This is a genomic window from Arcicella sp., from assembly GCF_964672035.1.
This window is the reverse complement of record NZ_CBABQS010000016.1, coordinates 1-22,971: the sequence shown is the minus strand read 5'-3', so window position 1 is coordinate 22,971 and position 22,971 is coordinate 1. Positions and strand designations below refer to the sequence as shown.

General features: G+C 37.0%; 22 protein-coding genes. 9 read left to right on the top strand and 13 right to left on the bottom strand.

Annotation, left to right across the window (positions count from 1 at the left end; genetic code table 11):
* Position 1: 1 nt before the first annotated feature.
* Positions 2 to 1,153, bottom strand: a complete 1,152-nt coding sequence (locus AC1W31_RS06630) for a glycosyltransferase family 4 protein (protein WP_481733631.1) — start codon at positions 1,151 to 1,153, stop codon at positions 2 to 4.
* A gap of 112 nt (positions 1,154 to 1,265) precedes the next feature.
* Between AC1W31_RS06630 and AC1W31_RS06625 the strand changes: the two genes are divergently transcribed.
* Positions 1,266 to 2,480: an FtsX-like permease family protein gene (locus AC1W31_RS06625; RefSeq protein ID WP_481733630.1), complete on the top strand. Its 1,215-nt coding sequence runs from the start codon at positions 1,266 to 1,268 to the stop codon at positions 2,478 to 2,480.
* An 89-nt stretch (positions 2,481 to 2,569) separates the two neighbouring features.
* Here the strand turns inward: AC1W31_RS06625 and AC1W31_RS06620 are convergent, their stop codons facing one another.
* Entirely contained in the window at positions 2,570 to 2,989 is a 420-nt protein-coding gene (locus tag AC1W31_RS06620; RefSeq protein ID WP_481733629.1) for a hypothetical protein, read from the bottom strand.
* 200 nt (positions 2,990 to 3,189) lie between these two features.
* Here AC1W31_RS06620 and AC1W31_RS06615 point away from each other — a divergent pair, with 200 nt between their 5' ends.
* Both AC1W31_RS06615 and AC1W31_RS06610 read left to right on the top strand, forming a co-directional pair.
* Positions 3,190 to 4,545, top strand: a complete 1,356-nt coding sequence (locus AC1W31_RS06615; RefSeq protein ID WP_481733628.1) for a DUF5106 domain-containing protein — start codon at positions 3,190 to 3,192, stop codon at positions 4,543 to 4,545.
* A 176-nt stretch (positions 4,546 to 4,721) separates the two neighbouring features.
* Complete coding sequence (locus tag AC1W31_RS06610; RefSeq protein WP_481733627.1) at positions 4,722 to 5,192, top strand: VOC family protein; 471 nt, start codon at positions 4,722 to 4,724, stop codon at positions 5,190 to 5,192.
* A gap of 50 nt (positions 5,193 to 5,242) precedes the next feature.
* Here AC1W31_RS06610 and AC1W31_RS06605 read toward each other — a convergent pair whose 3' ends face one another.
* Both AC1W31_RS06605 and AC1W31_RS06600 read right to left on the bottom strand, forming a co-directional pair.
* Positions 5,243 to 5,755: an RDD family protein gene (locus tag AC1W31_RS06605; RefSeq protein WP_481733626.1), complete on the bottom strand. Its 513-nt coding sequence runs from the start codon at positions 5,753 to 5,755 to the stop codon at positions 5,243 to 5,245.
* 27 nt (positions 5,756 to 5,782) lie between these two features.
* On the bottom strand, positions 5,783 to 6,796 hold the full coding sequence (locus AC1W31_RS06600; RefSeq protein ID WP_481733625.1) for a threonine aldolase family protein: 1,014 nt from the start codon (positions 6,794 to 6,796) through the stop codon (positions 5,783 to 5,785).
* A 62-nt stretch (positions 6,797 to 6,858) separates the two neighbouring features.
* On the opposite strand from AC1W31_RS06600, the gene AC1W31_RS06595 reads away from it, so the two are divergent.
* Positions 6,859 to 7,137, top strand: coding sequence for an Rdx family protein (locus AC1W31_RS06595; RefSeq protein WP_481733624.1), 279 nt, complete (start codon positions 6,859 to 6,861; stop codon positions 7,135 to 7,137).
* Here AC1W31_RS06595 and AC1W31_RS06590 read toward each other — a convergent pair whose 3' ends face one another.
* Positions 7,138 to 8,007, bottom strand: coding sequence for a DMT family transporter (locus AC1W31_RS06590; protein WP_481733623.1), 870 nt, complete (start codon positions 8,005 to 8,007; stop codon positions 7,138 to 7,140).
* Positions 8,008 to 8,142: 135 nt separating this feature from the next.
* On the opposite strand from AC1W31_RS06590, the gene AC1W31_RS06585 reads away from it, so the two are divergent.
* Together AC1W31_RS06585 and ytxJ are read left to right on the top strand one after the other, a co-directional pair.
* Positions 8,143 to 8,778, top strand: a complete 636-nt coding sequence (locus AC1W31_RS06585; protein ID WP_481733622.1) for an AlbA family DNA-binding domain-containing protein — start codon at positions 8,143 to 8,145, stop codon at positions 8,776 to 8,778.
* A gap of 124 nt (positions 8,779 to 8,902) precedes the next feature.
* A complete protein-coding gene (gene ytxJ / locus AC1W31_RS06580) occupies positions 8,903 to 9,238 on the top strand; it encodes a bacillithiol system redox-active protein YtxJ (RefSeq protein ID WP_481733620.1) in 336 nt (111 codons plus the stop codon).
* An 89-nt stretch (positions 9,239 to 9,327) separates the two neighbouring features.
* Here ytxJ and AC1W31_RS06575 read toward each other — a convergent pair whose 3' ends face one another.
* The gene (locus tag AC1W31_RS06575) at positions 9,328 to 9,741 is read right to left on the bottom strand and encodes an OsmC family protein (protein ID WP_481733619.1); all 414 of its coding nucleotides are present in this window, start codon (positions 9,739 to 9,741) and stop codon (positions 9,328 to 9,330) included.
* A 119-nt stretch (positions 9,742 to 9,860) separates the two neighbouring features.
* Between AC1W31_RS06575 and AC1W31_RS06570 the strand changes: the two genes are divergently transcribed.
* A complete protein-coding gene (locus AC1W31_RS06570) occupies positions 9,861 to 10,637 on the top strand; it encodes a hypothetical protein (RefSeq protein WP_481733618.1) in 777 nt (258 codons plus the stop codon).
* 60 nt (positions 10,638 to 10,697) lie between these two features.
* On the opposite strand, the gene AC1W31_RS06565 is transcribed toward AC1W31_RS06570, so the two are convergent.
* The 7 genes from AC1W31_RS06565 to AC1W31_RS06535 all read right to left on the bottom strand — a co-directional run bounded on the left by AC1W31_RS06565 (position 10,698) and on the right by AC1W31_RS06535 (position 19,205).
* On the bottom strand, positions 10,698 to 11,645 hold the full coding sequence (locus tag AC1W31_RS06565; RefSeq protein WP_481733617.1) for a nucleoside hydrolase: 948 nt from the start codon (positions 11,643 to 11,645) through the stop codon (positions 10,698 to 10,700).
* A 23-nt stretch (positions 11,646 to 11,668) separates the two neighbouring features.
* Positions 11,669 to 12,517 (bottom strand): dienelactone hydrolase family protein, encoded by an 849-nt coding sequence (locus AC1W31_RS06560; protein ID WP_481733616.1) that lies wholly within the window; start codon positions 12,515 to 12,517, stop codon positions 11,669 to 11,671.
* A gap of 123 nt (positions 12,518 to 12,640) precedes the next feature.
* On the bottom strand, positions 12,641 to 13,918 hold the full coding sequence (locus AC1W31_RS06555; RefSeq protein ID WP_481733615.1) for a M20/M25/M40 family metallo-hydrolase: 1,278 nt from the start codon (positions 13,916 to 13,918) through the stop codon (positions 12,641 to 12,643).
* Between the two features lie 96 nt (positions 13,919 to 14,014).
* Entirely contained in the window at positions 14,015 to 14,818 is an 804-nt protein-coding gene (locus tag AC1W31_RS06550; protein WP_481733614.1) for a DUF4249 domain-containing protein, read from the bottom strand.
* A gap of 4 nt (positions 14,819 to 14,822) precedes the next feature.
* Complete coding sequence (locus AC1W31_RS06545) at positions 14,823 to 17,471, bottom strand: TonB-dependent receptor domain-containing protein (protein WP_481733613.1); 2,649 nt, start codon at positions 17,469 to 17,471, stop codon at positions 14,823 to 14,825.
* 88 nt (positions 17,472 to 17,559) lie between these two features.
* Positions 17,560 to 18,528, bottom strand: a complete 969-nt coding sequence (locus AC1W31_RS06540) for a FecR family protein (RefSeq protein WP_481733612.1) — start codon at positions 18,526 to 18,528, stop codon at positions 17,560 to 17,562.
* Positions 18,529 to 18,572: 44 nt separating this feature from the next.
* A complete protein-coding gene (locus AC1W31_RS06535) occupies positions 18,573 to 19,205 on the bottom strand; it encodes an RNA polymerase sigma factor (RefSeq protein ID WP_481733611.1) in 633 nt (210 codons plus the stop codon).
* A gap of 147 nt (positions 19,206 to 19,352) precedes the next feature.
* Here AC1W31_RS06535 and AC1W31_RS06530 point away from each other — a divergent pair, with 147 nt between their 5' ends.
* Together AC1W31_RS06530 and AC1W31_RS06525 are read left to right on the top strand one after the other, a co-directional pair.
* Positions 19,353 to 21,434 (top strand): S9 family peptidase, encoded by a 2,082-nt coding sequence (locus AC1W31_RS06530; protein ID WP_481733610.1) that lies wholly within the window; start codon positions 19,353 to 19,355, stop codon positions 21,432 to 21,434.
* A 60-nt stretch (positions 21,435 to 21,494) separates the two neighbouring features.
* Positions 21,495 to 22,793 carry a serine hydrolase domain-containing protein gene (locus tag AC1W31_RS06525; protein WP_481733609.1) on the top strand — a complete coding sequence of 433 codons (1,299 nt, stop codon included), beginning with the start codon at positions 21,495 to 21,497 and terminating at the stop codon, positions 22,791 to 22,793.
* Positions 22,794 to 22,971: the final 178 nt, after the last annotated feature.

The following is a 22,971-nucleotide window of genomic DNA, read 5'->3' as shown; positions in this document are numbered from 1 at the left end:
TTTATGGGTTTAATATGGTATCAAAAGCCTTCATAATATCATCACAAATTAAATCAGGATGAAACGGAGCAACTAATAATTTTCCTTTATTACCCATTGTTTTATGTGCCAAAGTATTATTCATCATCAAGCACATTTTTTCAACTAATTCAGCTTTTTTTGTTGGATTGAAAGTATAGCCATTCTCTCCTTCTTGAATTAAATCAAAGGCACTTCCACAACGATTTGACACGATAATTGGCATACCATAAACTAAAGCTTCATTCACTAAAAAACCAAAAGGTTCGAATAGACTTGGTAGAATTGCTACATCCGCCAGCGCATATCGAGCGGGGACTTCGTGCCATTCGCAGGAAGGTAGAAAAAATATTCTTTCAATATTATTTGAAGAAACTAACGATTTTAGGTTCTCTTTTTCAGCACCATCACCACTAAGAATTAAACCCCAATTGTCGTATTTTTTTGTAACCTCAGCAAAAGCTTCCACAAGTATCGAAAGGTTTTTTATAGGAGAAAATCTGCCTGCATAAATAAAATTAAACCGGGGCAAATTATAATATTTTTTTACAGAATCTCTTTCAGAAAGGCCATCTTGATAAAGTGTAGATACTTTATCATTGGCAATACCGATATTTCTTGAGCTTAATATTTTCTCTTTTTTTACCCCTAATTTGATAATATATTCTGTTGCTTTTGTTCCCAAACATAAATATCCATCCATTCGTGGAATGACTATTTTTTTTAACATTTCTTTCCACCAAAAACGCTCTCGACTGGACTCTGTTGATTCACTATCAATAATTATTTTGATGTTTTTGAGTTTTGCATAAACAATAACTGCCCAATACGAAGCATCATAATAGCCATTTAAATAGATTAATTTTGGGTTATGAAAAGCAACCCTTTTGAGCAAGGAAATAATTTTGTGGCGGGTTAGAATATGGTCTAATTCTGTATCAAACAAAACTTCATAAGGATATTGATGCTCGTTTAAATCAGCACTTCCTAAGACACTTCGTCCATTTTCAGTGGTTGCCAAGTGAATCACACAGAAATCATACACGTTTTCTTGTTGCGAGCGTTTGTAAATACGGGAATATATATCACCTTTGTAGTGAGTCCATAATGTGTTATGGATAGCGACAATTTTCATAGTGTTTAAGGTAATAGCTATTAATGCACTAAGAAAGTGATAATTATCTGACTTTCCAATAGTTACAATGAAAATTTTGTCTTAAAATATTATTTATTTTTTAATATAATCCATGAATTTCCCATTTTACATAGCCAAAAGATATTTCTTCGCCCGTAAGAAAACATCATTCATCTCACTCATTTCCATCATCTCGATGTTGGGTGTGGGTGTGGGAACGATGGCTTTGGTGGTGGTTTTGTCGGTTTTTAATGGCTTGGAGGATTTTCAGCGAAGCCTTTACAAAAGTTTTGATGCTGATTTGAAAATTAGTCCACTCAAAGGAAAAAACTTCGATTGTCCACCCGCACTTTTGCAAAAATTAAGTAAAATTGAAGGCGTAAAAAACATCAATCAAGTGATTGAAGAGAACGTTTTAGTGCGCTATCGGGATGCGCAAATGGTCGTGAATTTGAAAGGCGTAGATGATAATTTCCTAAAACAAGAACGTTTGAAAAAAGCACTCATTGATGGCAAATTGTCGCTCAAAGAAAACGGAATTAGTCAGGCAATTGTGGGTTCGGGCGTAGCGATTACCTTGGGAATTGATGTAGATGCTTTTTTTACGCCTTTAGAAATTTGGTTTCCAAGAAATACTAAATCAAAAACGATTGATTTTACGTCTTCGGATGCTTTTAATAAAATGAGTTTGATTCCTTCGGGAGTTTTTGCCATTGAGCAACAATACGACGATAATTACATTTTTGCACCTTTGACTTTCGCTCAAAATCTGTTTGAATATAACAATGAACGAACCTCTCTGGAAGTGCAAGTGGCTGATAGTGAGGAAATTAATACTGTTCAGCAAGCGCTAAAGGAAACACTTGGGAATACTTTCAATGTTCAAAATCAGGATGAACAACACGCCAGTCTTTTACGAGCCATCAAAATTGAGAAACTATTCGTTTTTCTTACGCTCACTTTTATCATTGGCATTGCCAGTTTCAATATTTTCTTTTCACTTTCCATGTTGGCGATTGAGAAAAAAGAGGATGTAAAAACGCTTTACGCTATTGGGGCAAATACTGGAATGATTCAACGCATTTTTCTATCGGAAGGAGCCATTGTGGCATTTTCGGGCGCTATTGTGGGACTGGTGTTGGGATACGGCTTGTGTGTTCTGCAACAAACTTACGGACTAATTTCAATGGGAATTGTGGGTGCTTTGATTGATGCTTATCCTGTAAAAATGGAATTCTCAGATTTCTTTTTTACGGCATTGGTTGTAATAATTATTACGATGATTGCTTCGTATTTTCCTGCTAAAAAAGCAGCTTTTGTTAAGTAGGAGGAATGTAAAAAGGGAGAAATGGAGGCAGTTTTTTATCATTCCTCCTTTCTTCCCTTTTTCCATTTCTCCTTAAACCCTTTCTCCTATCAACTGTATTTTTCTTTAATCTGAAACAAAATCCAAAATCCAATAAATGCTCCTATCAATCCGCTGAGCCAATGTCCCATGCAAAGATTATAGATAACACTCACAAACTGAGCATAATACATATACTTCCAACCGTCCTTTTTTTGATTAAATAAACCTGGAATTGCCAAGCCTTCTAATACCACCATTACCAATAAAAAAACCATCCCAAGTCCGTACACAATACTACCTGTAAACCAAGCAAAAGGAGATAAAACAGCCGTTATTCCAACGCCTAAAATACCAAAAACAACGCCAATAATGGCTAAGAATGGGGCAATTTTAACGAATAAATCTTTGATATTTTCGGGAAAAGCGGGTAATTGTTTGGTAAAAATTGGTTCTAACTCAGCTTCGAGTAGAAGGGTATTGGTTTCCATGATTGTTGTGGGTTTATGTGAAATTAAATTTAACCGTTCAATTTGGATAAACTCCTATTCATTATCAAGGAATTAGTAAGATATTGAGTAAACGGTTTTTGTTAATGAATGTTAAACCTAATAAAGCATTCATTTTTCGACTATTTTCTGCTTAAATTCGTTTGATTATAGAACCAAACTCGAACAACAGAATTTTACCAATGAAAAATATTATCGCCCTAATTTTCTTATTTTTTATTTCCCAAAATGCTTTCTCCCAACATCGTATTGAGCTAAAAATCAAAGGATTGCGAGATTCTACGCTTTATTTGGTGCATCATTACGAAGATACTTTTCTTTCTCAGGACACCGCCAAAGTGAATACTGTTGGACTTGCCGTTTTTGAAGGAAAAAAGAAATTACCCGCTGGATTTTATGTGGTGGCTATGGGAAGAAGTAGAATTTTTGATGTAATTATCGATGACCAAAATTTTTCGATGGAAACGGATACCGCTGATTATGCCAATAATTTGAAAATTACGGGTTCGGTTGAAGCGAAATTATTTCAAGATTTTATCAGTCAAGCAAATGCAAAAGCTCAAAAATTGAGAGGAGCAAACGATGCACAAAAACGCTTGATTTACAGTGATTTAGAGCAATTTCAGAAGGATTATGTAAAAAATCATGCGGGAACTTTTACGGGAAATATTCTTCAAGCGGGGGTAGATATTGAGGTGCCACCGTTGCCGCAAAAAGCCACTTTGCAAGATACCATCAATCAATCAAATTACTATTTTAAGCACTATTGGGATAATATAAATCTGTCGGACGAGCGGATGTTGCGCACGCCTTTTGTGGGTAAAAAAATGGATGCGTATCTAAAAAATATCAGTTTTTTTGAGCCTGATACGATTATACAAATTGCCGATGCCATTATAGAAAAAACGCCTCGAAAATCTGATTTGCGCAAATATGTTGTGGGTAAATTTGCTCAAAAATTTATTGCTCCCGAAATTATGGGCCGTGAAGGCATTTATATTCACGTAGCCGAAAAATACATCATCAAAGACCCTGAATCGGGTTGGGATACGTCTTCGATTCGTCGCAATAAAGAATATGTCATGAAAATGAAACCTGTGATGATTGGTAACAAAATTTTGAACATGGATATGACCGATACTTTGGACGTTTATACACCTTTGTATGGCGTGAAGGCCAATTATACCCTCGTGATGATTTATGACCCCGAATGCCATCATTGTCAAGAAACGACCAAAAAACTGTTGGATGAATACCCAAAATTATCAGCAAAAGGCGTGAAAATTTACCTGGCTTGTGGGACAAGAGATAAGAAAAAGTGGCTCAATTTTGTGAGAGAATTCAAGACTAAACCTTTTATAAATGTCTATGATTCTTATAAAATGACCGATTTTGCGAATAATTTTAACACGACAGTTTACCCAAATTTGCTTTTCTTAGACAAGGATAAAAAGATTCTGGCCAATAAGAAATTGGATGTTGAGCAATACTTGAAAATTATTTCTGTGGAGCAAGCTAAAAAAGTTGGTAAGAAGTAATTGGAGTTTCTGTGAAGACACAGGTAATTTTATTAGGCAGTAGAAAGTAGGCAGTTATGTATTTATTGAAATATAAAATAAATACATAAATTCTGAGGAATAACGCATTATATTTGACTTGGAGGAACTTCCCGAAAGTTTTAAACTTTCGGGAAGTTGAACCATAAACTAAAATCATGAAAAAATATTCAAAAACAATCTTATCTTTTACGCTTATCGTATTGTCTTTCGAAGGTTTAAGCCAAGAAGTTAAAACCACAAAAGGTATTAACATTCTGTCGTATAACCATGTAGGTTTAGCCGTAAAAGACCTAAAAACCAGCGTGGTTTTCTATCGTGATATCATTGGATTATCCCCTTTGGATGTGCCTGATAATATGTTGGCAATACGCAGATGGTTTAGAGTTGCACCAGGGCAGGAATTACATTTATTATTAGGAAGAGAAAATCCAGTGGCGAATAATGATAAAAATGGCGCTCATTTTTCGTTATCAATTCCCACAAATTCTGCCGATGAAATTGAGGCTTTTTTGAAGGGAAAGAACATCCCGTATCATCGTCAAAAACGTTTTGATGGAGCGTATCAAATTTATGTTACCGACCCAGATGGCTACGTAATTGAATTGAATGAGCCAAAAAAATTATAAAATTGATTTTAACAAAAACGCCTCAAAATTGATATTTTGAGGCGTTTTTGTTATTTAGAGTGCGATAAGAATTTCCCTGATGGTAAGGCTGAATCATCCACCACCATCGTATCCGACCATTTGTCGTGCCAGCCAATTGAAGTCTCGCCTAAAAAACTAAGTCCATCAAAAGGAACTGTTCGAGAAAATCCACGAGTTACCAATTGATTAACGGTAGGTTTTGAGCCATCCCAAGAAACTGCTCGGGTTTTAGTGATAAATTTCCCAAAACTTTTTCCTGCAAATAGTATTTCAACCAAGCTCATATATAGCCCATAAAGCAACATTGTAATAATTTTATCTAAAATATTGGGCGTGTTTTCTAATCCCCGAAAAAATGACATCGCTGCTTGCGCATTAAATAAACTCAAAATAGCCCCAATAAAAATGGCTCCTGCGAAAACAAATACGTAAAAACCAATTAGGTCAATCAGATAATTGGCAAAGCGTTTGCCTTTTGAAGTGGGAACAAGTGCTGAACGATAGATTTCATTTTCATCCAGTAGATTTTGTGGCGATTCCATAAATAGTAGTTAAAAGTACAGATATAATTAATTTAAAATCTTCTTGCGAAATTCTTCCAAATGTGCATCGGTAAAATCTAAATGGGTAACAAATCTTACTAAATGTTTGCCAAATGTGGAAGATTTTATGCCTTTCTCATTCAATTTTTGTACGTATTCGGAAGATAAAATTTTGTCATTTACCCTGCAAATCACAATGTTCGTATCCACTGGATAAATTTCTTCAACTTCAGAAATTCCTTCCATAATCTTGCCAATTTCTCTGGCACGTCTGTGGTCTTCTTTCAACCTTTCGATGTTATTGTCCAAGGCATAAATTCCTGCGGCGGCTAAATATCCCGCTTGTCGCCAACCTCCGCCCCAACGTTTGCGAACTTTTCGGGCTTTCTTGATGAATTCCGTTGTTCCTAAAAGTACCGAACCTACGGGAATTCCTAAGCCTTTTGATAGACATACCGAGATGGAATCAAATTCTTGGCCAAATGCCAAAGGACTTTCTTGGGTTTCGACTAAGGCATTAAAAATCCTTGCACCGTCTAAGTGTAAAGCCATATTGTTGGCCTGACAAACACGTTTAATCTTCTCAATTTCTGCTAATTGATAATAGCATCCTCCGCCCTTATTGACGGTGTTTTCCAAAGAAACTAATCTCGAAACGGGATAATGTACGTTATCCGCTTGCACTGCTTCTGAAATTTGTTCAGCCGATAAACGTCCACGGTTGCCTTGCAATAAATTAACCGATGCCGATGAATTTGCCGCAATGCCCCCGCCTTCATACAAATACACGTGCGAGAGGGCATCACAAATGACTTCATCGCCCTGATTTACGTGAACATTTATCGCAATTTGATTGGTCATTGTTCCAGACGTACAAAAAAGCCCTGCTTCGTAGCCAAATATTTTAGCGGTTTTTTCTTCTAATGCTTTTACGGTAAAATCTTCCTCAAAGACATCATCGCCCACTTCTGCCGAAAACATTGCTTCCAACATCGCTGGAGAAGGTTTTGTGAAAGTATCACTTCTTAATTCTATGGTCATGGTATTATTTTTTTAATTTTGTCAATGGAGTGTAATATAAAACCCTTTCATCTCTCTTCAAAATGAAATCAAAAATAACGATTGAATACTGCCCAAAATGCCATTGGTTGATGCGTTCGGCATGGTTGGCTCAAGAATTATTAACCACCTTCGAGGATGATTTGTTGGAAGTAGGTCTTCGTCCGAGTGAAGTGGCGGGGCGTTTTCAAGTAATTTTAGACGACCAACTTATCTTTGATCGCAAGCGTGAAGGGCATTTTCCCGAAGCCAAAGAATTAAAACAGATTGTAAGAGATATTATTTGTCCAGAGCGTAGTTTGGGGCATTCGGATAGGAAATAATTACCGCTTTTTATTCACTAAATATACCCCAAAAATCACAATAAATCCACCCAAAATTTGCTCTTTTCTCAAGATTTCATTTAATAAGAAAAAGGAAATTATGGAAGTCAAAACGGGCTGGATTAATAGCGTTGGCGAGACAATGGCAGCGGGTAGAAATCCCAAAGCGTAATTAATTGAAAGCCAACCCACTAAATGGCAAATTAATCCGGCCGCCACGAAAGAAAGCCATGTTTGATTGTCAAAATTAAGCATGGGTGAATCCTGTTGCCAACAAAGTAAATAGGAGAAAAAAAGGCAAGTAATCAAAGACCAACCCATGAAATTAACCACATCAATACTTTCTCTAACTTGCTGAGTGATAAGTAAATAGCCCGCATAAAAGACTGCCGCTCCAATGGCCATTAAATGTCCCGTTCCTAAGTTTGGATTCTCTAAAAAATCACGACCTGTTACGGTAAAAACGCCAATAGTTGCCACAAAAAGTCCAAGCCAATAAATAGGAGGAAGATATTGTTTGAAGATAATTAAAGAGCCTAAACCCACAAAAATGGAAGCATTATTGGCTAATAAAGTAGAAACAGAGGCGGAGGTTTTCAAGATTGAAAGATTCCACAAAGCCATGTCGCAAGCAAAGAAAAAGCCTCCCAATATTATCCATAAAAGTGTTTTTTGAGTCGGTATTTTTATCTTTTTATAAATCCAAATGGGCAACAAGCCTAAGAAGCAAAAAAAGTAACGATAGAACCCCGAAGTAAGGGCAGGTGCATGAGCAACTTTTACAAATATTGCCGACCAAGCAATGCAAAAAACACCTAACAGTAAAAACAAATAGGCTTTTAATGGAACAGGATTAGTTTCAGATTTCAAGGAGTGGTTTGTTTTATGATGAAGAAAATTATTTCTACCTTTCTTTCGTAAATTTACTCAATTGATTAGAATTCACAACCATAATACTGGAAATGACGTTAATTACTAATAACCAATAAAAAATACCCGTCTCGAATGTCAGAAAACGAATTATTCAAATTATTAAAGCAAAAAGAATCTACCCATTTAGAATTTAAAAGTAGGTTTGAAAATCCTCATAAAGCCGCCAGAATTTTGGCCGCTTTTTCCAATACTTCGGGAGGAACATTATTGGTCGGCATTGGGGATGATAAATCTATCAAAGGCTGTTCCGAAATTGAAGAAATGACTAAAATAGTTTATGCCGCCACCGAGTTAGTCGTCCCGCCCATCGAAATTAAATATAGTTCCTATAATCACGAAGGGAAACGCAAAGTATTGATTATTAGTGTTTTAGAAAGCAAAGAGAAGCCGCACGAAGCCATTGACGAGCAAGGAAACCACATTATGTACGTTCGTGCTAATGATGAAACTACGCCCGTAACCAAAGAAATGACCAAGATTTTGGATAAAGATGATACAAAAGTAGATGAGGAATTATTGGCTCAACCAAATGTTAAATTCTTGGTAAAATATCTCCGAAAAAATAATAAAATCACTTCCAAAGAATACGCAAAATTGGTTAATATTTCTGATTATCGAGCTAATAAATTACTGCAAGGCTTGACCTATGGAGGCATTTTGTTGATGCTCGCCAAACAACAACCTACGCAGTTTGTTTTGAAAAAGTGAAAATTCGATGCGACCGTTGCTCGGTTCGGTTTTCGATGATAGATGTTCGTTAGTTAGCTGAACTTTAGAAACTATTTGCCCATAAAAATTGTCTTTATTGCAGAACTAAATATAAAAAAATATCATGAATTGGATTGCATTAACAGAATCAAATCAGCTACAAACTATCAAGGAAGAATCATTTAATCACCCTGTAATGATTTTGAAACATAGTACCACTTGTTCCATTTCAGGAACTGCCTTAAATCGTTTAGAAAGAAATTGGAAGCAAGAAAAAGTAGGGGAATTAAAGCCCTATTATTTGGATTTATTGCGATACAGACCCATTTCGGCAGAAATTGCTTCGCTTTTTAAGGTCGAACATCAATCACCACAAGTAGTGATTATTCAAAATGGCGAATGTGTGTATGATGCGTCACATTTCGATATTTCCTTTGCGGAATTGGAAACCGCTATTTAGGAGAAAGGAACATAAGAGAAACGGAGACGGGAGAAATAGAGAATTTTAAACTACTCCTTTTCTCCTGTCTTCATCGTTCCGTTTCTCCTTCACATCCATTCAAACATCAAAATTTGTTCAACATCGGGGTGTAAACTCAACGAAACTGGGCATTTATGAGCGGTGTTTTGCAATTTTATTATTTGCTCGGGTGATAATACAATATTCGACTTCATTTTCAAGTTTATTTCTAAACGTGCCACACGGCGTGGAGGAGTTTGAGTCATAATTTTGGTCACTTCTACTTCCGAACCCGTTAAATCAATTTCATCTCGTTGCGCCACAATTGCCATCGTTGTTAGCATACAAGTACCCGTTGCGGTGGCGAGTAAATCGGTTGGAGAAAAGGCTTCACCCTTGCCCATATTATCGGTTGGCGCATCTGTAATTAATTTGTTTCCAGATTGCAAATGGATTGAATCAGTGCGGAGATCGCCCAAATATGTGGTTTTTACGGTTGGCATGGGTTTAATTTTATATTGTTTATTGATTTTTGATTCTAAATTTTACTTAAATTTAGGGGAAACGTTTTGAAAATTGTCTTTTATAAACATTTAATCTCCAAATCGGAGTCAAATACATCGTGAAAAAGCTACTAAATTTATCAATTATTGCCTTTTTTTCATTCTTAATAAGCAATGCTGTGGTTGCTCAACGTAGAAATATCACTAATCAAAATACCCTTAAAGAGAGCGTAGATGAAGAAAATTTTAGGTCGATTCTTTCTTTTGGACTTACTACAAATACGAATTCAGGGCTATTGGGAGGCATAGTAGCACGTAAAGAAATTCTTATCAATAACAAGGCCTTTCACAAACAATTCCATTATATAAATTTTGAAATTGTAACCGTAAACCACTACCGTGAATCTACTTCAACCGTAGGTGGAAACGGAAGTGGATACGTGTATGGTAAACAAAACTACTTATTTGCCATCCGCCCACAATATGGTCGTGAATTTAATTTATTCCGTAAATCATCAGAAGGTGGCGTGAATGTAAATGGAATTATAGCGGGGGGACCGACCATTGGTTTACTAAAACCTTATTATGTGCAAGTATATTATGGAAGAGGGGCAATACGGGACGAAATTTTCGACCCCAAAAAGCATACACCCACCAATATTGCGGGAAGTGGTGGTTTTTTTGAAGGTTTAGGGGAATCAACGGTTGTACCTGGCATAAATTTAAAAGCAGCCTTAAATTTTGAATTAGATGCTTTTCGACAATCAAATATTAGTTTAGAAATTGGATTTTTAGCGGAGGCTTACACCAAGAAAGTAAACATCATGGCTTTATCCGAAAATAGAAATCTGTTTACTTCTGGATATGTAACGATATTTTTTGGGGGAAAGAAATAGAAAATAAGTTGTCATAAAAAAGGCTCAAAACTAAAGCAGTTTTGAGCCTTTTTCGTTATCTTATCTCTTATCTCGATACGCCCGAAACGTTCCCCAAAAGCGATTAAACATCGCTTCTTTATCAATTTTAGTGTACACATTCACTTTATGTTGATGATTTTCGGGAGGCGTTTTTACTGATTTGACTTTTGCCATATCGGGTGATAAATAGGCTTCAACGGCCGCTAAATCCCAAATGATTCGAGTTTTATCGTCGGGATTTGATTCTATCCATCGTTGTTTTATTAGTTTTTCGATGGGATATTTAGAGTCTAATTTGGCGTAAGTATCTTCTCGGTCGAAGGTCAAAACTTTGCAAGTTTCAACGGGCATAATATACCATTCAATATCCTGATTATTGAACAAATAATTGACCGCATTCAAATCTCCCCGAACATTAAATTCATCTTTATTCCATATTTTTCCCTTCGCATCGTATTTTCCACCCATACAAAATAGTCGCATTTTCTTGGCAATACTTGGTTCAATGGCTATCGCAGAGGCAATGTTTGTGGCAGCGCCAATAAATATTACGTCCAAGCGTTCACCATCTGGAAGAGATTGTACCACTTCAATCAATTTTTTGGTCATATCCGAAGGTCTGGGCGTATATTCTCCCCAAGAGCGCCCCATTTGTCGGTCGGCTCCCATCGGATGAGGAATATTCATCATTTTGAAAGCACCTAATAATTTTTCATTCTCTTCTTGACTGATTTTTACGGTATTAATTCCCTTCGTTGGATACTGATTCCAATGATCAAAAACCACTAAATCGGCATTGTTGAAATGTGCAGAACTCACACCCACAATGTCGTACTTATCAGCCTCAACCAATAGGCGAGTTAGAGCAAAAATATCATCCATTTCATTACCCATATCCGTATCAAGCCATACTTTTTGTTTTTGGGAAAAAGTATTGAATAAAATAGAAAATGAAAGGATTGTTATGGTTAATGTTTTGATAATCATTGGGTTGTAAATTATGGAGAAAATTATACTAAATATTTTTTAAAGAAATCAATCGTTCTTTGCCACGCTAATTTTGCGGCAGCTTCATTGTAACGTGCCGCCGAAGTATCATTATGAAAAGCATGATTTACGCCTTCATACATATACAATTCGTATGGTTTTCCATTTGTTTTCAAGGCTTCTTCGTAATCTTTAGCGCCTGCATTTACCCTTTCGTCAAGACTTGCGTAATGCAATTGTACGGCAGATTTTATTTTTGGAACATCAGCAACAGCAGGTTGGCGACCATAAAAAGCAACGGCTGCTTTGAGGTTTGGAACTTCAACGGCCAAACTATTGGCCATTCCGCCACCCCAACAAAAACCAACGCAACCGATTTTTCCGTTTGAGTCTTTTCGGGTGGGTAAATAATCAAAAACTTTAATGAAATTCGCTAAATTATCTTCCGCTTTTAGTTTGGCAAAAGCCGTTCTCGCTTCATCTTCATTGGCGGGAACGGGACTCACAACCGACAAGGCATTTGGGACAATTGCCAAAAAACCAGCCTGAGCCGCACGGCGAGCCACGTCTTCAATGTGGGGAGTTAATCCTCGGTTTTCGTGAATAACAATAACCGTAGGATATGCCTTCATTTCTTTGGGGCGAGCAACGTACGCTTTCATATCTCCATTAATACCTTTGTAAGTCACATATTCTGTAAATAATTCATTATCAGAAACTTGTGCGATGGCGTAATTGCTTTCGAGCGAGGGTAAAATCGTTAAAGCAGCTGTCATTCCACCCGTGAGTAGGCTTAATCTTTTCAGAAACTCACCCCTCGAAAGTGGCTTGTGCGTGTATTCGTCGTACAGATTTATTATTTCTTGTTTCATGGGCTTTATTTGTTTTTGATTGTCACTCAAATATAGACTAATTTAGAATTTCAAAATCAAAACTGTAAAAATATACGTTGAATTTACCTTAAATTTAAAACTGCGAAATTACCGTTTTGTATTTTATCTCGTTAAACGATAAATCAAAAGTGCTGTTCGTTGAATTAATTTCGGAAATTCTTTGATATTCATGGTTTCGCCAGGTGCATGAGCGCCTCTGCCAGAAGCACCCAAACCGTCTAAACAAGCAACATATTTAGCGATGTAAGAAATATCTCCCGCTCCTCTTGAACCCGGGTCACCAGCTTTTACTTCGCCAAAACCTAAATCTAAACTCACTTGATTGAGTGTAGCCAATATTTTTTCGTTTTCAGGGGTAGGTTCCATAGCAGGAATTCCATCTTGAAAAATGATTTCTGCTTTCGTTTTGTTTAAATTTTGAGCAACGATTTCTTTCATTTTTATGCGGGCATTTTCCTTCTGAATTTCAGTTAAAAATCTTAAATCGCCCGTAACGGTTACTCTGGGCGAAATGATATTGTCTTTTCCGATAGCTTCTTTATTATCGTTAATTTCAGAACCTCCCACAATCAATCCTGGGTTAAAAGTTAGGTATTTTTCTTGACTTAGCTTTTCCCTAAAATCATTCAAAATTCTGGCCGCTTCGTAGATTGCTCCGAACCCTGCTTGCTGACTAAAAATGGTGGATGAATGGCCCATAACGCCCTTTACGTTCAACTTCCAACCACTCGAACCCCGTCTTGCCGTAGCGACTGTATTTAGGCCAATGGCGGTTTCAAAGGCCAAAGCAATTTCAGTTTTTTGGGCTCGTTCAATGAAGTCTTTTCGGCTAACACTGGTGGGTTTTCCAGAACTTTCTTCGTCACCCGTAAAATAGATTGTTAGATTTGTATTATCCAGTAATTCGTTGTCTTTCAGAGATTTAAGGGCAGCGAGCAGCACCATGTCTCCTCCTTTCATGTCATTTACGCCTTGTCCCGTAACGGTGGAATCGTTTAGATATGTATAAGGGGTAAAAGACATAGCTTTTTCAAAAACGGTGTCCAAATGACCAATCAAAAACAGTTTTTTGCCTTTGGTACCTTTGCGTTCAGCCACCAAATGTCCCGCCCGATTGAGTGAATCAGGCAAAGAAATCCATTCAGTTTTGAAGCCTAAATCCTCAAATTCTTTGCTAAAAATAGCGCCAACTTCCCGAACGCCTTCTTTGTTGAGCGTACCACTGTTGATATTAACCACTTTTTTCAAAAGTGCCTCGGTTTGCGGCATTTGCGCATTGATTTGCGCAATAATTTTTTGTTCAATGGGACTCAGTTTCTGAGCGAAACTCACAGAAGAAATGAACAAAAATGGCAAAAATAGTTGAAATATTTTTTTCATGGTAATTTGTTTAATTACAGAAAGTTGATAAGTGATTTCTTAAATTACAACATTATTACGAAATGAACAAATACGGGTAAGATTCCTTCAATATACTCAAAATACCTTTACCACCGTCCTCAACTGATTATACCCAGAAAATACACCATAACCGCCTTTGATATTCGTGAAAATCTGGACGGGTTCTGTGAAAGGAACACCATTGACACTATTTTGCTCAATCACAGAAGAAAAATATTGATAGCCATTCAAATCATAATTAGCAAGAATGATTAGGTAATTAGGATTGCCGTTTCCACAAAAAACATTGGTATTAAATGTAAAACTAAATTGTTCGCCATCTCTATTTTTATCACGAAAATAAAATGGTGCGGAAGAATTACATCCTTTCTGCACGGTCTCAAACGTACCAGTAATCGCATAATAATTTTGCTCATTAGCAAAGTCAGTCCATTTTATGGATATTTCTTTTGTATCAGTATTGTTTTTTTGAACATCCACCGAAAGCTTTCTATTATCTACTGTATTTGGGATTGTACATTCACCCGAAACCAATCTTCTATCTGGTGTGCTGATTTTCAAAAAGTAGCTTTTACCAGTTTTTACCAATAATTGATTAGCAGAAATCCGATAATAGCCGTCTTTATCGTAAGACAAGGAAATTGTTTTTGTGCCATCACTCATCGAGACAACAGCATTTGAAACATAACTAACTCCTTTGGTAACTTGCCCATAAATGGCACTGGAATTACTGACACGTACTGATAAAACGGTATCTTGTGGTGAAATATAGGATTCTACCACCAACTTGTTTTCATTTGGAATATCAACTTGCGTAAGTTCTGATTGACAGGCACTTATGCTAAATATGAAGGCTAATAATACAGGTAATTTTTGCATAATTTTAAAATTTTACTCGATAACTAATTGATGGAATAAAGGGAAATAAAGCCACTTTTTGTAAAGAATTTGTCGTTGTTCCTTGAATGTCTGTGGTGGTTTTTGTTTCATAATAAAAGGGATTGTAGTGATTATAGACGTTATAAATTCCGATGTCCACGAAACGCTCCCGCCTTTTAGTTTTTTTATGAAACTGCACATTTACATCCAGACGATGATAGGCTTCGGATCTAAAATTGTTCTGATTGCCCAAGCCTACAACGTTATAAGAGTTCTTACGGTCGGAAAGTAAAATCGTAGGCAAATTGGCTTGAAATACAGAAACGGGCAAGGTAAAAAGATTGCCAGAGGCATAAACCCATGTACCCGAAAGCCTGATTTTTGGCGTTAATTCATAGATTCCGACTACGGAGGCATCATGTCGGCGGTCGTATTTGGCATAAAATTTTTCTCCAAAATTGAGTTCATCAAATTGGTGTTGTGTCCAAGAAAGCGTATAGCCAATCCAACCGGTGAGTCTGCCCACCTTTTTCTGAAAAAATAGCTCTGCTCCATACGCCCAGCCTTGTCCAGAGATGTCCTTATCGTCCCAGTTTGGATTCTTTTGATTTTCTTCAATCAAACCCATCGGACCATCAATCCAAATTGTATTCGTAGAAGATTTATAGGCGATAATGTTGTCCATTTTTTTGTAATATCCTTCTAATGAGATACTTATATTTGATTCTGGAATGTCTTTTGCTAAACCCAAAGCCACTTGTTCAGAGCGTTGCGGGGGTAATTTTGCCGTAGCTGGCACCCATAAATCAGTAGGTAGCCCTGCCCCAGAACTACTCAGCAGGTGAATATATTGATTCATCAAAGCATAAGAAATTTTGATAGCCCAATGCTTTGGTAAAGTATAAGCTATCGAAATTCTGGGTTCTGGATTGAGATAAGTTTTATCGCTAACTTTGAAAAATGTTCCTCTAAATCCAAGATTCATACGCAGGTTTTCAGTAATTTTCATCTGGTCTTCGGCATAAATTCCAGCCTCAGTCGTAAGGATTTCTTGGGTTTGATTGTTATTGATATTTTTAATACTATTTATTTCAACCAAAGAACTTGGTCTGAAACGATGTGCCGTTGTTAATATGCCAAATTTGAATGTATGCTGTGGATTTGGTAGCCAATCTATATCCATTTTTACCCCCAAATCATCAATAGCAGACCCATAACTCAAATCGTAGATTTGGTTGTTAGTACCTGTTTGAGTATCATAAACTTTGTATTGATAATCACTAAAAATTAGGGAAGTATTCAAAAAGATTTTCTCAGAAAATAAGTGATTCCAACGAAACGTAGCCGTGGCATTTCGCCAATTTAAACCCCTCTTGTCAGACTTGGCACTTTCATCTAAAGATCCATCATCTTTTCCAAAATACCCACTGATGTACAATTTATTGGTTCGTCCTAAATCAAAATTTGCCTTGGCGTTGAAGTCATAGAAATAAAAGGTCGCAAGCCCTCCAAGCGCATTGGGCTTATAAAATAAATCAAAATAAGTACGCCTTCCCGATACCAAAAATGATGATTTGCCTTTCTGAATAGGGCCTTCCAAAGTTGCTTTTGCAGATACCAAACCCAAGGAAGCATCTCCGTGCAAGGCTTCCTTATTTCCTTCCTTCATTTGCATCTCAATCACTGATGATAGACGCCCACCAAAACGGGCAGGAAATCCGCCTTTAGTGAGTTCTACATTTTTGAGAGCATCGCCATTAAACAAAGAGAAAAATCCGAATAAATGAAAGGCATTATAAACCGGGGCATCGTCCAAAATAATCAAGTTTTGGTCGGGTCCGCCCCCACGTACATATAAGCCCGAACTTCCCTCCGAACCTTTATGTACTCCTGGCATGAGTTGCAAAACTTTGAGCATATCCTTTTCTCCCAAGAGGGCTGGCACGTCTTGCATTTGCGTAATTGGCGTGTTCAAAACGCTCATTTGCAGGTTTTCTGAAATCAATTTTTGATCCTCACTTTTTACAACAATTTCATTTAAAACCGTACTTTGATTTTGTAAATAAATATCTTTTTGTATATTTTTTGAAAAATCAAACTCTTGATTATCAATTTGATAGCCAATAAAAGAGTATAAACACTTTAACTTTTCAGAAGAAGGAAGCGTGATGGAATAAAAGCCATAATTATTCGTAGAAGTACCCGTTTTTAGTTCGGGGAAATAGACCGTAACTCCTGTCAATAATTCGTCACTCCCTTGTTCACGGACATAACCACTTAGGGTAAATTTTTGAGTTGAAAGATTTGATTCTTCTTTGATTTGAATGTTTTTACGAGCGTTTTCTTCGGGAATAACGGTGTAAGTATTCTCTGAAATTTTCTTAAAAGTTAGCCCCGTATTTTTAAGAATTTTTGCGAGAATTTGCTCAATATTTCCAGAAAAATCTGTGATTTTATTGACTTGTTTATTACCCAATTTTTGTTGGTCAATCGCAAAAGAAATGCCTCTTTTTTGGTTCAAAATCTGTAAGGCTTCGCTCAAATTTTGTTTGCTATTTTGAGCAAATCCATTGAAAATCAAACAAGTAAAAAATATAATATGTAAGAGATTCGTCCATCTGCGAATCGTTTTATGATTTGGAAAAGTGTGCATACTTTTAATTGTTTAGATTTTATTACTACAAAATAATCTTTCTCCGTGGTGTCAGATTTGAGAATCTGACACCACACTTCTCTACATTTTACTCCAAAATTACCCTCCCATTTTCGACCTTTTTTTTCAATCCAAAAGTCGTTACCAAAGCATCAAGCACCACATTAATATCTTGAGAAGGAAGGACGGCAGTGCATTGTTTTTGGGCTAATTTTGGACTCAATTCAATATCCAATCCGTATAAATCTTCCAAACGTTCAACTACATCTTTCAGTAATATAGCCTTGAAAACCAATTGATTACGAATCCAAGCGTTATAATCTTGGGCCGTAACAACTGATTTTTTTAATCCCTTATCTGACCACGTGATGAGGTCGTTGGGCTTCATGATTTCATCAGAAAATCCGTTGGTTTTTACCTGTACTTTCCCTTCTTCCAACATCACATTATTGGTAGAAGCTCGGGCGATGACATTAAAAGTCGTTCCTAAAACTTTGATATTTAGCTTGTTGGTATGAACCTCAAAACTATTTTTCTGAACCTTCTTTTTTACTTTAAAATACCCCTCGCCTTTCAACCAAACTTCTCTCGGTGAACCCTCCTCCCAAGCGAAATTTATCGTCAATTGGCTATTTGAGTTAAGTACAACCTCAGAGCTATCGGGTAAAAAAATGGTCTTAGTTTCACTGAAATTAGTAGCGTAAGTGATAGGCGTTTGCAGCGTATTTTTCCAGAAATAAAAAGCCAATCCACTCACCAAAACAACCGCAGCCGCCACTGCTACCCGTAGCCACGTAGAATACCAAGGTTTTTTAAGCGAAATAATTCGTTCGTTTTGGAGGCGAGTCCAGCGTTTAGAGATTTCTTCTTCGGAAATCGTATCGTGATTTACTTGCGTATGAAGCAATACCAAGCGGGCTTTGGCTAAGGTATTTTTCTCGCTTGGATAGTTGTCCATGTAGCGAGTGAAGAAAGTTTCGTCCTCTGTTGTAGGATTCAGAACCCAACGTTTGAATTGTTCGTTCGAGAGCCAATATTCAAGATTTTTCTGTTCCATGATGCTTGTCAAAATGAGCGTTCATGGAATACAGTCAGTAACCTTTATTTTAAACCCTTTCCTTTTGAAAAATTTTTAAAAATAATTTGTATTGGAAAAATAAGTGAGTATATTTTTTGGGATAATGGGCTGATATTGAGGGATTTTTCGAGATTTTTAAGAGCCTTTTGGAGAAAATTAATTACCGACTGATAGTTTACACCCATCACCTCTGCTATCTGTTGATTGCTAAGTTCTTGGTAAAATTTGAGATTAACAGCTTCACGCTGACGAGGAGGCAAACCCGCCAGAGCCTGATTGATTATGTATATCTGATTTTCAGACAATTCCCGAAGAATTAGGACTTCTTCAATAGATATTTCAACGTTAGTTTCAATATCTATTTTTGGGGTGAGTGTATCAAAACGAGTAATAAATTTCAACTCTTTGAACATTGTATTTTTGAGACTTACCATCAAATACGGAAGAATAGCATCGACAGGTTTGAGGGTTTTTCGGTAGCGGTGCAGATTCAAAAACATTTCCTGAATGGCATCTTCTACCAAATCTTCCTTATGAATTATGGAACGTCCATAACGAAAGAGAGAATTGTAAAAAAGCCGATAAATTTCCTCAAAAGCCTGTTCATCATCAGCTTTAAAGGCACTCCAAAGATCAGTTTCAGTTGATAGGCTCATAGAATTGGGCAATATTTTTCGGATGATTATGGATTAAATTGTTGCTGTATTTTAATCAAGATTCAGTCAAATTACAATAATTTATCAAAACTAATTCTTTTTTCAATTTTCTACATAACTTTAAACAAACATCAACCCAAACTAATCATGAAAAAACAATACTTCTTCCTCATTTTCCTTCTCATTTCCGTAAAATCTTTCGCTCAATTTACCATAGACCAAGTTTTATCCGCCCCATTTCCCACTGAACTTAAAGCATCGCCAACTGGTAATAAAGTGGCTTGGGTGTTCAATCAGCAAGGTTCTCGCAATATTTTTGTGGCAGAATCGCCTGATTTTAAACCTCTTAAAATCACTAATTATGAAGGCGATAATGGACAAGAAATCAATAGTTTGACCTTTGCGCCCGATGGTAATTCTATCGTTTTTATCCGAGGAGGAGCCAATAATGCGGCGGGTGAAATCCCCAATCCCATTCAACTGCAAGAAGGGGTAGAAAGGGCTATTTTTATCGTCGGAACGGATGGTAAAAATCTTAGAAAGATAGTCAATGGAACGTATCCAAAAATCTCTCCCCAAGGCGAAACTTTGGCGTATTTGTCTGGTGGTCAGATTTTTACGGTAAGATTGGATAGTGCAAAAGCAACGGGAAGGAAATTGTTTCAATCTCGTGGAAGCCAAAATTCAATCCGTTGGTCGCCCGATGGTTTGCAAATCGCTTTCATCAGTAGTCGGGGCGACCATAGTTTTGTGGGAGTTTGTGAAGTCGCTTCCAAAACAATTAAGTTTTTGGATATGAGCGTTGATGGCGATATAGACCCCGTTTGGTCGCCCGATGGAAAATCGTTAGCTTTTATCCGAAAACCATTCGCCAAAGATGCGTTAATATTTGGACCAGAACGTGAAAGTAATCCGTGGTCAATCCGAATTGTAGATATTCAAACGGGCAAAAGTCGTGAAGTCTGGAAAGCAAAAATTGGTCGTGGAAGTGCATTTTTTGAAAATGGATTAGTATCCGAAAATCGCTTATTTTGGACGGCTGAAAACTACTTGATTTTTGGCTACGAAGGCGATGGATGGCATCATCTTTATAGTATTTCTGCGGATGGTGGTGAACCAAAATTATTGACTCCCAACGATGGAGAAGTGGAATGTGCTACCCTTTCTGCCGATAAGAAATCTATTATTTATAACGCAAATATTGGTGATATAGACCGCCGACATCTTTGGCAAGTTTCGCCGACTGGCACAAGTCCAAAACAAATTACATCTGGTGCGGGAATTGAATGGTCGCCTGTGCAACTGCCTAATGAACAAGTACTTTGCTTACATTCGGATGTGCGTACGCCCGCTCGCCCTTGCCTTATACAAGCCGATGGAAAGATGAAGGATTTTACTTCGGAAATGATTTATCCTGATTTTCCTTCCACACAATTGGTTCAACCACAGGCGGTTATGATTACAGCGAAAGATGGAATGAAAATTTCTGCTCAATTATTTTTACCTAAAAATCATAAGGCTGGCGACAAACATCCTGCGGCAATTTTCTTTCACGGAGGTTCTCGAAGACAAATGTTATTGGGCTTTAATTACAGCGATTATTACCACAAAGCCTACGCCATGAATCAATATTTAGCGAGTCAAGGCTACGTGGTTTTGGCGGTAAATTATCGTTCGGGGATTGGCTACGGTATGGAATTTAGAGAAGCTTTAAATTATGGTGCAACGGGAGCCAGTGAGTATAACGATGTAGTAGGAGCGGGGCTATTTCTCAAAAATAGTCCAGAAGTTGATGGTTCAAAAATTGGACTCTGGGGAGGTTCTTACGGTGGATATTTAACGGCTTTGGGATTAGCGCAAAACTCAGATTTATTTGCGGCGGGCATTGATATCCACGGCGTACATGACTGGAATACAACCACCAAAAATTTCATTCCTTCCTACGATGCTAACAAACGAAGTGAATGGGCAAAAACTGCCTATGAATCTTCTCCGATGTTTTTCGTAAATACTTGGAAATCACCCGTTTTATTAATTCATGGCGACGATGACCGCAATGTTCCTTTCAACCAAACGGTTGTGATGGCAGAGGCTTTACGAAAAAACAATGTCTATTTCGAGCAATTAATTTTCCCTGATGAAGTGCATAGTTTTCTATTGCATAAAAATTGGTTAAGTGCTTATAAAGCCTCTGCTGAATTTTTTGACAAGTTTCTGAAGAAAAAATAAGTATTTTAATACAAATGATTGGCTTTAGTTATCAGAAATACAAAAATTAAAACCGTAAACATGAAAAACAAACTTATATTATTATTTCTCTGCTGTTGTTTTGCGGGATTTTCACAAACAAAATCCCTTAAAAATTCTCCTCAATTGGTAGAAGGCTCACCAGAAAGTGTGGGGATGTCGAGTGAACGAATTGCCCGAATGGACAATATTTTCCAAAATTCGGTCAATAATAAAGAAGTACCAGGCGTGGCGGCTATCGTAATTCGTAACGGTAAAATTATTTACTATAAATCGTTCGGAATGGCTGATAATCAAAGCAATAAAGCGTTAAAGAAAGACGATATTTTTAGAATTGCGTCCATGAGTAAAGCCATTACTTCCACAGCGGTAATGATGCTTTGGGAAGAAGGAAAGTTTCAATTAGATGACCCAATTTCAAAATATATTCCTGAATTTAAGAACCCGACTTTGGTGAAATCTTTTACTTTCAGAGATAGTAGTTATACCACCGAACCCGCCAATAGAGAAATCACCATTCGCCATCTGCTCAGCCATACTTCGGGCTTAGGATATGGGGAAATTGACGGCGACGAGCGTTTTAAAGCCATGTATAAAAAAGCGGGTATTACCGATTTATTTACCACCGAATCCATAAAAATTGGTGAAAGTGTTAGAAAATTGGCAAAACTTCCGCTTCATCATAATCCTGGTGAGAAATATACGTATTCAGAAGGATTAGACGTTTTGGGCTATTTTATTGAAGTAGTTTCGGGTATGCCTTTCGATGAATTTTTGCGCAAAAGAATATTCGAACCTTTGAATATGGCAGATACCTTTTTTTATTTACCTGAAAATAAAGCCGCTCGTTTGGTTTCAATTCAACGTCCTAATAAAGATGGACAATGGGAGAAATTTCCAACCACTTTTTACGACCCAGAATACCCCATTAAAGGCGCAAAAACTTTCTTTTCGGGCGGGGCAGGACTTTCGAGTACGGCAAAAGATTACGCAACTTTCTTGCAAATGTATTTGAACCAAGGAGAATTAGGCGGTAAAAGATTTTTGAGTCGTACTACGATTGATGCCATTCTTTCAAACCAAACGGAAACTCTTTTTGGGGGAGAAAAAGGCGACAGTTTCTTTGGATTAGCGTACAGTGTTTTACGGGCAAACGGAGAAGACAAAGGTGGAATTGGTAGCGAAGGAACGTTTACGTGGGGAGGATATTTTAACACCAATTATTTTGCCGATCCCAAAGAAAAAATCATTGGTGTAATCATGAAGCAAACCCAACAAACGAAGGGAGATAATTTGAATAATTTATTTAGACAAATAATTTATCAATCTTTAGATGATTGAATAATAAAGGTCCTTCAAATCAATTTGAAGGACTTTTATTATGAGGTACGCAAATTTTTGTACCCTAAGTTTAAAAACGAAAAACCCTTCATACGCCATGTATGAAGGGTTTTTTCAATTTTAGAGCCTTCTATCGGGATCGAACCAATGACCTACTGATTACAAGTCAGTTGCTCTA

Excerpts from the sequence above, each read along its gene's own strand:
- AC1W31_RS06630 (WP_481733631.1), bottom strand. The coding sequence starts at position 1,153 with ATGAAAATTGTCGCTATCCATAACACATTATGGACTCACTACAAAGGT.
- AC1W31_RS06625 (WP_481733630.1), top strand. The coding sequence starts at position 1,266 with ATGAATTTCCCATTTTACATAGCCAAAAGATATTTCTTCGCCCGTAAG.
- AC1W31_RS06620 (WP_481733629.1), bottom strand. The coding sequence starts at position 2,989 with ATGGAAACCAATACCCTTCTACTCGAAGCTGAGTTAGAACCAATTTTT.
- AC1W31_RS06615 (WP_481733628.1), top strand. The coding sequence starts at position 3,190 with ATGAAAAATATTATCGCCCTAATTTTCTTATTTTTTATTTCCCAAAAT.
- AC1W31_RS06610 (WP_481733627.1), top strand. The coding sequence starts at position 4,722 with ATGAAAAAATATTCAAAAACAATCTTATCTTTTACGCTTATCGTATTG.
- AC1W31_RS06605 (WP_481733626.1), bottom strand. The coding sequence starts at position 5,755 with ATGGAATCGCCACAAAATCTACTGGATGAAAATGAAATCTATCGTTCA.
- AC1W31_RS06600 (WP_481733625.1), bottom strand. The coding sequence starts at position 6,796 with ATGACCATAGAATTAAGAAGTGATACTTTCACAAAACCTTCTCCAGCG.
- AC1W31_RS06595 (WP_481733624.1), top strand. The coding sequence starts at position 6,859 with ATGAAATCAAAAATAACGATTGAATACTGCCCAAAATGCCATTGGTTG.
- AC1W31_RS06585 (WP_481733622.1), top strand. The coding sequence starts at position 8,143 with ATGTCAGAAAACGAATTATTCAAATTATTAAAGCAAAAAGAATCTACC.
- ytxJ (WP_481733620.1), top strand. The coding sequence starts at position 8,903 with ATGAATTGGATTGCATTAACAGAATCAAATCAGCTACAAACTATCAAG.
- AC1W31_RS06575 (WP_481733619.1), bottom strand. The coding sequence starts at position 9,741 with ATGCCAACCGTAAAAACCACATATTTGGGCGATCTCCGCACTGATTCA.
- AC1W31_RS06565 (WP_481733617.1), bottom strand. The coding sequence starts at position 11,645 with ATGATTATCAAAACATTAACCATAACAATCCTTTCATTTTCTATTTTA.
- AC1W31_RS06560 (WP_481733616.1), bottom strand. The coding sequence starts at position 12,517 with ATGAAACAAGAAATAATAAATCTGTACGACGAATACACGCACAAGCCA.
- AC1W31_RS06555 (WP_481733615.1), bottom strand. The coding sequence starts at position 13,918 with ATGAAAAAAATATTTCAACTATTTTTGCCATTTTTGTTCATTTCTTCT.
- AC1W31_RS06550 (WP_481733614.1), bottom strand. The coding sequence starts at position 14,818 with ATGCAAAAATTACCTGTATTATTAGCCTTCATATTTAGCATAAGTGCC.
- AC1W31_RS06545 (WP_481733613.1), bottom strand. The coding sequence starts at position 17,471 with ATGCACACTTTTCCAAATCATAAAACGATTCGCAGATGGACGAATCTC.
- AC1W31_RS06540 (WP_481733612.1), bottom strand. The coding sequence starts at position 18,528 with ATGGAACAGAAAAATCTTGAATATTGGCTCTCGAACGAACAATTCAAA.
- AC1W31_RS06535 (WP_481733611.1), bottom strand. The coding sequence starts at position 19,205 with ATGAGCCTATCAACTGAAACTGATCTTTGGAGTGCCTTTAAAGCTGAT.
- AC1W31_RS06530 (WP_481733610.1), top strand. The coding sequence starts at position 19,353 with ATGAAAAAACAATACTTCTTCCTCATTTTCCTTCTCATTTCCGTAAAA.
- AC1W31_RS06525 (WP_481733609.1), top strand. The coding sequence starts at position 21,495 with ATGAAAAACAAACTTATATTATTATTTCTCTGCTGTTGTTTTGCGGGA.